This window comes from Leptolyngbya sp. FACHB-60, assembly GCF_014695775.1.
GTDB lineage: Bacteria > Cyanobacteriota > Cyanobacteriia > Phormidesmidales > Phormidesmidaceae > Nodosilinea.
The window spans coordinates 193,438-202,975 of sequence record NZ_JACJOX010000063.1 but is presented as its reverse complement, the minus strand read 5'-3'; the positions used below and the strand labels follow the sequence as shown (position 1 = coordinate 202,975).

6 protein-coding genes are annotated in these 9,538 nt (G+C 56.2%); 1 reads left to right on the top strand and 5 read right to left on the bottom strand.

Annotation, left to right across the window (positions count from 1 at the left end; genetic code table 11):
* Nucleotides 1-290 precede the first annotated feature (290 nt).
* From H6F57_RS24120 to malQ, 5 genes are all read right to left on the bottom strand, one after another.
* Nucleotides 291-1,262: a glutathione S-transferase family protein gene (locus H6F57_RS24120; RefSeq protein ID WP_190631345.1), complete on the bottom strand. Its 972-nt coding sequence runs from the start codon at nt 1,260-1,262 to the stop codon at nt 291-293.
* Nucleotides 1,263-1,371: 109 nt separating this feature from the next.
* A complete protein-coding gene (locus H6F57_RS24115) occupies nt 1,372-2,142 on the bottom strand; it encodes a class III extradiol ring-cleavage dioxygenase (protein ID WP_190631343.1) in 771 nt (256 codons plus the stop codon).
* A 105-nt stretch (nt 2,143-2,247) separates the two neighbouring features.
* Nucleotides 2,248-2,661: an ACT domain-containing protein gene (locus H6F57_RS24110; protein WP_190631341.1), complete on the bottom strand. Its 414-nt coding sequence runs from the start codon at nt 2,659-2,661 to the stop codon at nt 2,248-2,250.
* Nucleotides 2,662-2,716: 55 nt separating this feature from the next.
* Nucleotides 2,717-3,943 (bottom strand): sensor histidine kinase, encoded by a 1,227-nt coding sequence (locus H6F57_RS24105; RefSeq protein ID WP_199294889.1) that lies wholly within the window; start codon nt 3,941-3,943, stop codon nt 2,717-2,719.
* Between the two features lie 16 nt (nt 3,944-3,959).
* Nucleotides 3,960-5,630, bottom strand: coding sequence for a 4-alpha-glucanotransferase (malQ, locus tag H6F57_RS24100; RefSeq protein WP_190631339.1), 1,671 nt, complete (start codon nt 5,628-5,630; stop codon nt 3,960-3,962).
* Nucleotides 5,631-5,878: 248 nt separating this feature from the next.
* On the opposite strand from malQ, the gene treS reads away from it, so the two are divergent.
* Nucleotides 5,879-9,400: a maltose alpha-D-glucosyltransferase gene (gene treS, locus H6F57_RS24095; RefSeq protein ID WP_347279987.1), complete on the top strand. Its 3,522-nt coding sequence runs from the start codon at nt 5,879-5,881 to the stop codon at nt 9,398-9,400.
* Nucleotides 9,401-9,538: the final 138 nt, after the last annotated feature.

The following is a 9,538-nucleotide window of genomic DNA, read 5'->3' as shown; positions in this document are numbered from 1 at the left end:
CCAGTCACGATGGCTATCCAACGTCTTATGTTCTACCGCTAAAGCGCCGAAGGGGCACAACTCTATGTCGTATCGTGGGGGGACAACCTTACGTCGGGTGACACACTGCAATGCCCCTACCAGAGGGTTCTGCCTGTAAAAGTGTCCTAACTAGATCAACTGCTGCAATAGACCAGAAGATCTCAATGTTCAAAGCAAGCCCTAAACTTTTCACCTTGAATTTGTACCTGCTCCCCTTTCCATAGCCTGTCACTTTCGCGGATTGCTAAGCTTCCTAAGGTGCCTTGCTCTCAGACAAACTGGCTCTCTCGCAGGTGAGGCAACCCATAGTCGATCGCTGGCCCGGCGGGCACAATGCCGCTGGGGTTGAGTTCGGGCAGGCCCCCATAGTAGAGCTGCTTCACATGCTCCGAGCTGCACCATTCGGCCACCCCCGGCTGCTGATACAGCTCGCGGCAGTAGCCCCACAGGTTGGGATAGTCTACCAAGCGCTTGAGGTTGGTTTTGAACAGCCCGTAGTAGGCCAAGTCAAAGCGAAACAGGGTGGTGAACAGGCACCAGTCGGCCAGGGTAATCTGGTCGCCCACCAGGTAGCGCTGCTGCCCCAGCACCTCCTCCCAGTGATCCAGCGCTTCAAACAGCTCGGCCACTGCGTCGTTGTAGGCTTCCTGGAAAGCCGCGAAGCCGCTGCGGTAAACGCCATTATTGATTGGCTGGTAGATGGCATCCATTGCCGCATCAATCTGGGGGCGCAGCGCCTCGGGGTAGAAGTCGTGCTCGGGAAACTTTGCGAACTCGCTGAACTCAGAGTTCAGCATTTGAATGATCTGGCGCGACTCGTTGTTGACGATGGTTTGGGTCTGCGTATCCCACAAAACAGGCACGGTGACGCGGCCGGTGTAGTCGGCCTTGGCGCGGGTGTAGAGCTGCCACAGATATTCCGCCCCGTAGAGGCTGTCAGGAATGCTGCCAAAGCGCTCAGAAAATTTCCAGCCTTGGTTACTGATTACTGGGTCAACAATGGAGAGGCCGATCGCCTCTTGCAGCCCTTTGAGCGATCGCAGCAGCACAGTGCGATGCGCCCAAGGGCAGCCCAGCGACACATACAGGTGGTAGCGCCCCGGCTCGGCCTTAAAGCCGCTAGAGCCATCCGCCGTCACCCAGTCATGAAATAGGGTCGGCATGCGCTGGAATTCGCCAGATTCACTGCGCTCTGTCCATTCTGTAGACCATTTGCCATCGATGAGTCTGCCGAGTGCCATGGGGTGTCCTGGGGGAAGATGAGGAAGCTGGGGAATGGGGGCAAGTTTCTTTAAATGTTGAGTTTTGAGTTCATCCCAAAATTCAAAACTCAAAACTTAGAACTCAAAACTAATCAAATTGGTAGGCGGCCATGCTGAAGGCTCCGTAGGTAAAGCCGTGATGGAGCTGCTGGCCGGGGCCACCGGCACCGAGGGCTACGAATAGGGGTAGCAGGTGTTCTTCGCTGGGGTGGTTTTTGGCGGCGTAGGGGGCGTGCTGGCGGTAGTTGAGCAAGCGTTGGATGTCGTTGGTAGCAATTGCCTCAGCCAGCCAGTCATCGAAGGCTACGGCCCAGGCGGGCGGTGGGGCATCGTAGTTGCCGTCAAAGGCTCCTAGGTTGTGGGTGGCGGCACCGCTGGCAAAAATCAGCACGCCTTCATCGCGCAATGGGGCGAGGGCTTTGCCCAATTGGTAATGGTGCAGCGGCGTTTCGTGGGGCTGAAGCGAAAGCTGCACGACGGGAATGGTGGCCTCTGGGGCCGCTAGAATCAGGGGCGTCCAAACGCCGTGGTCGAAGCCGCGATTGCAATCTACACGGGCTGAATATCCAGCATCGGCAAGATTGGATATCACCTGCTCTGCCAGCTTTGGACTGCCTGGTGCGGGGTAAGTCAGCTCGTAAAGCGCTTGGGAAAAGCCGCCAAAATCGTAGATCGTCTTGGGCTGCTTGGCGGCGCTGACCGTGGGCTGCGCCGTGAGCCAGTGAGCCGAGATCGCCAGAATCGCCTTTGGCTTTGGCAGGGTCTGCAAGAGCGATCGCAGAAAGTCTTGGGTCGGGCCAGTACGCAGGGGCAAATCGGGAGCCCCATGGGAAATAAACAGACTGGGTAGAGAAGCCATAGTTTCAATCTAGATAGTTTTAACTAGAACTATCTGACATAAGGCTAGCACTTCCGCTTTAAAACCGACAAGCTTATGCATCAGTAGTGCACTAGAAGGTGATACTCAAGCGCTGCTGGTGCTGCCGCTTTCCGCTGCAAGCTCGTGGAGTAGGGCGATCGCAGTCTCAGCCTGGACAACGGGCACAAACAAGTGATCGTGGTAAAAGGCCGAAACGGGGTTGACGCTGATGCCGTGGATGGCAAGTCGGGTGGCGATCGCCGCCAAAAACCCCACCGCCTCCAGGCTGGAATGTACTGATAACGTGATCATGGCAAAGATGGCTGAGTACGGCAGGCCTGCCGCCTCGGCCTGGTGTCGCGACACGATCAGCGTTAGCCCCTCCTCTTCTTTGAAAAAACCAATGGGATCGAGGTCATGGCCGCTTAGGGATGGAAGGGTGCAAAACACATACTCCCCCTCGCGAAACGTTGGTTGCATAGACGATAGCAGTCTCGTGAGATTGGTTTCTCCTGACATCTGTTTCTACCTGCTGGTATGGAAGATCAGGCTGGGGGCTAGACGCTAGCGGTGGCTAACCCTGCCTAAGCTCATGCTGGTCGATTGGCAAGATCACTGTAAAGGTCGAGCCTTGACCCAGTTGGGAGGAGACTGAAATTTCGCCCTGCATCAATTTGACTAGCTGAGCAACAATGGCTAGGCCTAAGCCTGTGCCCTGGTCGGTATCAGGTGTAGGGCTATGGCTAACCCGGTAGTAGGGCTCAAAAATATACTTTTGCTCAGCCTGAGGGATGCCGACGCCGCTGTCGGTGACGGTAATTGACCAATGGCGATTCTTCTCGGGGGAGGCTGCGCCATCGCCCAACGTTTCAGCCGCGATGGAGACATGGCCAGTCTCGGTATAGCGAATCGCGTTGCTCAGCAGATTGGTAATGATTTGCTGGAGGCGCAGGGGGTCGGTTTGCACCGTCGGGGGAATGCGATCGCAGGCCACCCTCAGCTCCAACCCCTTGTTGCGCACTAGCGGTTCAATGATTTCAATCACCGACTGAATCAGCTCGTGAGGCGTGATCGTCACTAACTTGAGCTTAATTTGTCCGTCACCTTTCTGAAGTTGCAGGGTGTCGTTGATCAACCGCAGCAAAAGCCGACCGCTGCGCAAGACACGCTCAATACTCTCTAAATGGGCGTAGGAATCTTTGATTTCGGCCTGCTGCTGTTGGCGCAGAAATAGGTCGGCATAGCCAATAATTGAGGTTAACGGAGTTTTGAGCTCGTGGGTCAGCTTTGACATGTTGTCGTGGCTAGCTCGCACCAGGCGCGTAAGCTCTTGATTGGTCAGCTGCATTTGGGCTCTGAGCTGGTCTAACTCCTCCATGCGGGTTTGAGTATAGCTGTCAAAACAGCGGGCGATCGCCTCGTCAATCACCGTATCAATCAGTCGAATGGCCCACAGCACATCCTTGGGTTCAGCCTGCACTAAATCGGCTTCTAGCTCCGAAAAAATAACCGATCGCAGCAGGCGATATTCGCGGGCAATTTCTGCCGGTTCAAACCCCTGCTCAGCGCGAATTAAACCATGTTCTAGACTGGCCTCATCGATCGTTTCAAAGCCTTCCAACTCGCTGTTGGCCATCATGGCGGCGAGAGATTTGAGCACCTTGGGCAAACTGTCGCGCACTGCGTTGAAAGTTAATTCATTGGTGGCTTCAATTTGCTGATCGTCAAAAACCGCCTTAATCCACAATTCGATAATCGTGTCGCGTCTTTGATCCAGAATGGCACTGAAATCTATCTTCACAGCATTCTTCGCAACACTAGCGACTGTAGAGTTGAGTCAGGGTACGTAACCGCTCGCTCAAAGCATTGGTTAGCAATGCCGAGCTGCGGTACCGCCAGCGCCAGTTGCCGTCGTTGTGGCTAGGGTCATTCATGCGCGATCGCCCGTCCAAATCCAGCAGGTCTTGCAGCGGAATAATTGCCAGATCGGCCACGGAGGCCAGCGCCGTGCGAATCAGCAGCCAGTTGATGTCTTCAATCGCGTCGGGCGAGCTGTAGCCAGAGTAGCGGGCTACAAACTGTTTTTCGGTATCGCTGGCCTGCTGCCACCAGCCGATCGCCGTGTCGTTGTCGTGGGTGCCGGGGTAAACCACCGTGTTGCGGGTGTAGTTATGGGGCAGGTAGGCGTTGTCAGGGTCATCGCCAAAGGCAAACATTAAAATGCGCATGCCGGGGAAGTCGAAGCGATCGCGCAGCGCCTCAACTTCGGGCGTAATAATGCCCAAGTCTTCCGCCATAATCGGCAGCGTTCCTAGGGCTTCGCCGAGGGCGGTAAAAAACTTTTCGCCGGGGGCTTCAACCCATTCGCCGTTGATGGCGGTTTCTTCCCCCGCTGGCACCTGCCAGTAGGCTTCAAAGCCGCGAAAGTGATCGACCCGCACAATGTCGACGTACTGCAACGTCACCTGAAAGCGCTTAATCCACCAGGCAAAATTGGTTTTTTCGGCCTTATCCCAGTTGTAAACCGGGTTGCCCCAAAGCTGGCCCGTCTCACTAAAATAGTCAGGCGGCACGCCAGCAATAAAGGCGGGCTCAAAGGTGTTGGGGTCGAGCTTAAACAGCTCGGGGTCAGCCCAAACATCGGAGCTATTGTGGCACACATAGATTGAAATATCGCCCACAATCTGAATGTTTTTGTCGTTGGCGTAGCGGCGCAAATTCTGCCACTGCTCAAAGAATTTGAACTGCACAAACTGATGGTATTGAATCTGCGCTTTCAACGCCTCTCTCTGGGCTTGCAGCGCCTCCGGTTCGCGGCGGGCGATCGCGGGCTCCCAAAAATTCCAGCTTTTGCCGTCGTTGGCCTCCAGCAGGGCCATAAACAGCACAAAGTCATCTAGCCACGAGGCTTGCTCCTGGCAGAACTGGTCAAATTTGGCCTGCTGATCAGGCGATCGCGCCGCCAAAAACCGCTCGTAGGCCTGTTTGAGAAACTGCGTTTTGTGGGCAATCACCTTGTCAAAATCGACCTTCTCCGGGTCAACATCGGTCAAGGGCATGAGTTCGTCTTCTACCAGCAGACCTTCAGCAGCCAGCTGATCGAGATCGATCATCAGCGGATTGCCCGCAAAGGTGCTGAAGTTCATGATGTAGGGCGAATGCTCGTAGCCAGTAGGCCCCAGCGGCAAAATTTGCCACAGCTTTTGGCCACTCTTCGCCAAAAAATCGACAAAGGTATAGGCGGCTGGGCCCAGATCCCCAATGCCGTAGCGGCTGGGGAACGAGGTGGGATGCAGTAAAACGCCACTGGCACGTTGAAAACTCATAGGGGTTCGGCGATGCGTTAAAAACTTGGAGGGTCTTAGAATGCAGAAAAGTGACGCTTGAGGGCGGGTTTTCACCTCACCGGCACTGTCATTGGTAGGAGAAAGTGGCTGCTCAACGCATCCTCCTAAGGGTTGGGGGTTGTTAGTTCCCGAGTGCTGCATAGACTTTGCGTTCTATTCGCGCTCTTGTGAATTCCATGAATTCTGTGACGTGTGTCGCGGCTCGGCGTGATGTGCCGCAGTGAGAACGGTAGGCACCGTCTATTCCACTGGTAATCAAGGCTTGTGGCGATCAGTAATAGGTTGATTTAACGCCGTTGTAGCGGGGAACGATGGCGCGATCGCTATTACCTGGGGCCGATGACGCTCCGTGTGAATTCCGCTACCGTGGGGGCGGACATTGCGTGCTGGTGGGTAGGTTGACCTTGAAGAATGAGCCTCTGTGGTTTAAGAATGCCATCATCTATGAAGTGCCTGTGCGGGCCTTCGCCGACAGCAACGGCGACGGTATTGGCGACTTTCGCGGCCTGACTGGCAAGCTAGACTACCTTCAAGACCTGGGTGTCACCGCCATTTGGCTGCTGCCCTTTTTTCCGTCGCCGCTGCGAGACGACGGCTACGATATTGCCGACTACGTGAATGTCAACCCCATCTACGGCACCCTGGACGATTTTAAGGATCTGTTGCAGGCGGCGCACCAGCGGGGCATTCGCGTCATTATCGAGCTGATTGTCAACCACACCTCCGATCAGCACCCGTGGTTTCAGCGGGCGCGGCGATCGCCTAAGGGCAGCCCCGAGCGCGATTTCTACGTCTGGAGCGATACCTACGAAAAATACCAGGAAGCGCGGATTATCTTCCAGGATTTTGAAACCTCCAACTGGACCTGGGACTCGGTAGCCAACGCCTACTTTTGGCACCGCTTTTACTCCCATCAGCCCGACTTAAACTATGACAACCTGGCAGTGCAGCAGGCCGTCTTTGACGTCATGGATTTTTGGCTAGAAATGGGGGTTGACGGGCTGCGCATGGATGCTGTGCCCTACCTCTACGAGCGCGAAGGCACCAACTGCGAAAACCTGCCCGAAACCCACGCCTTCCTGAAAAAGCTGCGGAAGCACGTCGACGAAAAATTCCCCAACCGCATGCTGCTGGCTGAGGCCAACCAGTGGCCTGAAGATGCCGCCGCCTACTACGGCGACGGCGACGAGTGCCACATGAACTTTCACTTCCCCCTGATGCCGCGCCTGTTCATGGCCCTGCGTATGGAGGACAACTTCCCGATCGCCGATATTTTGCAGCAGACGCCTGCCATCCCTGACAACTGCCAGTGGGGCCTGTTTCTGCGTAACCACGACGAGCTGACCCTGGAAATGGTCACCGATGAAGACCGCGACTTTATGTATCGCGTCTATGCCCAAGACCCCGAAATGCGGGTGAATTTGGGCATTCGGCGGCGGTTGGCCCCGTTGCTGGGCAACGATCGCCGCCAGATTGAGCTGCTCAACAGCCTGCTGCTGTCGCTGCCGGGCACGCCCGTGCTCTACTACGGCGACGAAATTGGCATGGGCGACAACGTCTATGTAGGCGATCGCAACGGCGTGCGCACCCCCATGCAGTGGAACTTTGACCGCAACGCCGGCTTTAGCAACGCCAGCCCCCAACGGCTGTTTTTGCCCCTGATTGTTGAGGCCGAGTACCACTACGCCACGGTCAACGTTGAGGCCCAGCGGGCCAACCCCAGCTCGCTGCTCAACGCGACCAAGCGGCTGATCTCCATGCGCAACCACTTTCGCTCCCTGGGCAGCGGCGATTTTCAAATTCTGCATCCCGACAACCGCAAGGTGCTGGCCTTTACCCGCACCTACGAAGACGAGCGGATTTTGGTGGTGGCAAACCTGTCTCGCTTTGTGCAGACCGTTGAGCTAGATCTACCAGGATTGAAGGGCTGGGTGCCGGTCGAAATCTTTGGCCGCACCGAGTTTCCGCCTATTGATGAGTCGCCCTATTTTTTGAGCATTGGGGCCTACGCGGTCTACTGGTTTATGCTCAAGCCCCAGACTGTGCCCCTGCCCGAGGTCAAACCCAAGGTAGAGCTGCCGATGCTGCAACTGGCGGGGGCCTGGCCCACGGCGTTTTCTCAGCTGCAATCGGCCCAGACGCGCCGGTTTACAGCGAGCTTAGAAACGCTGTTGCCCCAATATCTGTCTAGCCACCCTTGGTTTGGCGGCAGAACCCGCACGGTGCAGACGGCGCGCATCACCGAGGCTATCCCCATGCCCTACGGGGATAGCCATGCCCAAATGCTGGAGCTACAGGTCGACTACATCCAGGGCAGCCCGCAGACCTACGTGTTGTTTTTGGCGACGGCCGAAGGAGAGCAGGCGCTCCGTCTATTGAAAGAGACCCCGCAGTCGGTGGTGGCGCGGCTCAAGCTGGCCAGCAGCGATGAGGAGGCCGTGTTGTTTGATGCGATCGCCGACAAGTCGTTCTTAACCGACCTACTCGAAGGCATTGCCCAGCACCGAGTCTATGAAAATGCCGCTGGCAAGCTGGTGGCTGCTACCACGCCCTTATTTGATGAGCTGAGCAAGGGTGATCCCAATCCATCGTTGGGTGAGGAGCCAACGGGAGACGGCCTGCCCTATGAGGCTTCGCTGATGAAAGGCTTCCACAACAACACGTCGATTGCCTACGCCAAAACCGGCAGCGTCGCCGCCCAAAATCGCCTGATTCTCAAGCTCTTTCAAAAAGTCGAAGAGGGTCAGCACCCCGACCTGGAAGTGCGCCGTTTTTTGGACGAACACCAGCACTTTACCCACATTCCTTCGATCGCAGGCACCCTGACCTATCATCGCCCGGCAGCGGAGCCAATCACCATCGGTCTGCTGCAAGAGTTTATCCCCGACACCCGCAGCGGTTGGGACTACACCCTCGACCATTTGCGCGACTACTTCGACCTCGTCGTGATGGATCAGTCGGATATTGCCGAAGCGCCCATGCCCGTTGGGTCGCCCCTGGAGCTGGAGCCGGTGGCTGTGGATGCCTCTCCAACTGAGGTCTTTTTCCCGCTGCCCTACTGCCCACTGCCCTCCGTCGAGTCTCAAATTCCGGCCTGTAAGGCGATCAATAGCTATCTGGCCAACATGCAGCTGCTGGGGCAGCGCACCGCCGAACTCCACTTGGCCCTGACGGTGGATGCCGACTCGCCTGCCTTTACGCCCGAGCCGTTTACCACGCTCTACCAGCGATCGGTCTACCAGTACAGCCGCAACCTCACCGGTCAGGTCTTTTTGCTGTTAAAGAATCGCCTGAGTAGCCTGCCGCCGGAGACGCGATCGCTCGCCACCTTGGTCTTAGAGCAGCACGATGCCTGTTTGCAGCAGTTTCAGTCGGTGTTGAACCACAAAATTACCGCCCTGCGGGCTCGCTATCACGGCGACTATCACCTAGAGCAGGTGCTATACACAGGCAAAGACTTCTACATCATTGACTTTGAAGGTGACCCAGCCCGCAGTCTCAACGAGCGCCGCATGAAGCGATCGCCCCTGCGCGATGTCGCCTGCATGCTGCAATCGTTTTACTATGCCGTCAACGTTGCCCTCGACAAGGAAGTCGAGAGCGGCATGGGGCAACCCGACCATCACCATCAAATGCAGCAGTGGGCCGAATTTTGGTATCGCTGGGTCAGCACCACCTTCGTTAAGGCCTACCTGGGCACCGCTGCCCGCGATAGCTTTTTGCCCAAGACTCAGCAAGAGCTTGAGGTAATGCTTAATAACTACCTAATCGAACAGGCGATTTACAACCTAGGCCGTGAGCTAAACAACCAAACCAATCGCATCAACATTCCCCTGCGCCGCATTCTGCATCTGTTGGAGATCATCCCCGAGGGCGCTATGGCTAAACCTAAAGCCCTCAAGAACGTCTAATTAACAGCCTGTTAATAACTTCAACTCGTCAGGTGAAAGCTGCCATTCCATTTGGAAGGAGTACTTCAACCGGAGTAAGCCCCCTTTTTTAGGGGGCAGGGGGGATCAGCAGGGGATAACAGCTACAACAACTCTCCC